Annotated in this window: 1 protein-coding gene; it reads right to left on the bottom strand. The window is 56.6% G+C overall.

Annotation, left to right across the window (positions count from 1 at the left end; translation table 11 throughout):
• Window positions 1-444: 444 nt before the first annotated feature.
• The coding region (locus tag VSR34_RS38180; RefSeq protein ID WP_342965206.1) for a hypothetical protein at window positions 445-652 on the bottom strand (208 nt) is incomplete at its 5' end.

The following is a 652-nucleotide window of genomic DNA, read 5'->3' as shown; positions in this document are numbered from 1 at the left end:
CGCTCCAGAAACGTTTCGCGACGTGGCATGGTTGGACTGTCACTGCGGCCGGAGACAGGGTTATCTAATCAGGATAACTACTCGTACGCCACAAAGACGGACTACATCGGCCAACCTGACAGAGCCCCGTCAGCATAGCAGACCGCCTTATTGCGACAGATCCGCGCGGACAGGGACGCGGTGTCGGGAAAATCTGGAGGTCGGGAAACGTTCAGCATCCGGAGATTGTGGCAGGCGGACGACGAAGGGGGCGTGACGCGTTTCGCAAAACGGCGGTTTCAGTAAAAAATTCTGGACTATCGATAATAGGTGTTAGCGACAGGGCTGCACAAAATTTCACCTCCGTGCTGGTCGACGGAGCGATTCGCGTCGGGCCGTCGGGGTAAAATGAATGCCGTCATTGCCTTCACTCGCCTTCAGCGGAAATTCCCCATGAACAGGACATCACGGTCCGTTGCCGTTGCGCACGATCACAATAAGTCCGCCCTGTCGAAAGGGCAAAAAGCGTTCAACGCGGCGATCAGACAGATCGAGAAACGACGCAAGCGGCTTCGCGCCTGGGAATCGGTTACGCCCGTCTTCCAGCAGCAGTACGTCAACGAACTTCTCCCGCTTGAACAGAAATCGTCTGCGCTGCAGATCCGGATGGTGC

Origin of the sequence: Paraburkholderia sp. JHI2823 (genome assembly GCF_038900695.1) — a bacterium.
Classification (GTDB): domain Bacteria; phylum Pseudomonadota; class Gammaproteobacteria; order Burkholderiales; family Burkholderiaceae; genus Paraburkholderia; species Paraburkholderia mimosarum.
This window is presented reverse-complemented; position numbering and strand designations above follow the sequence as displayed.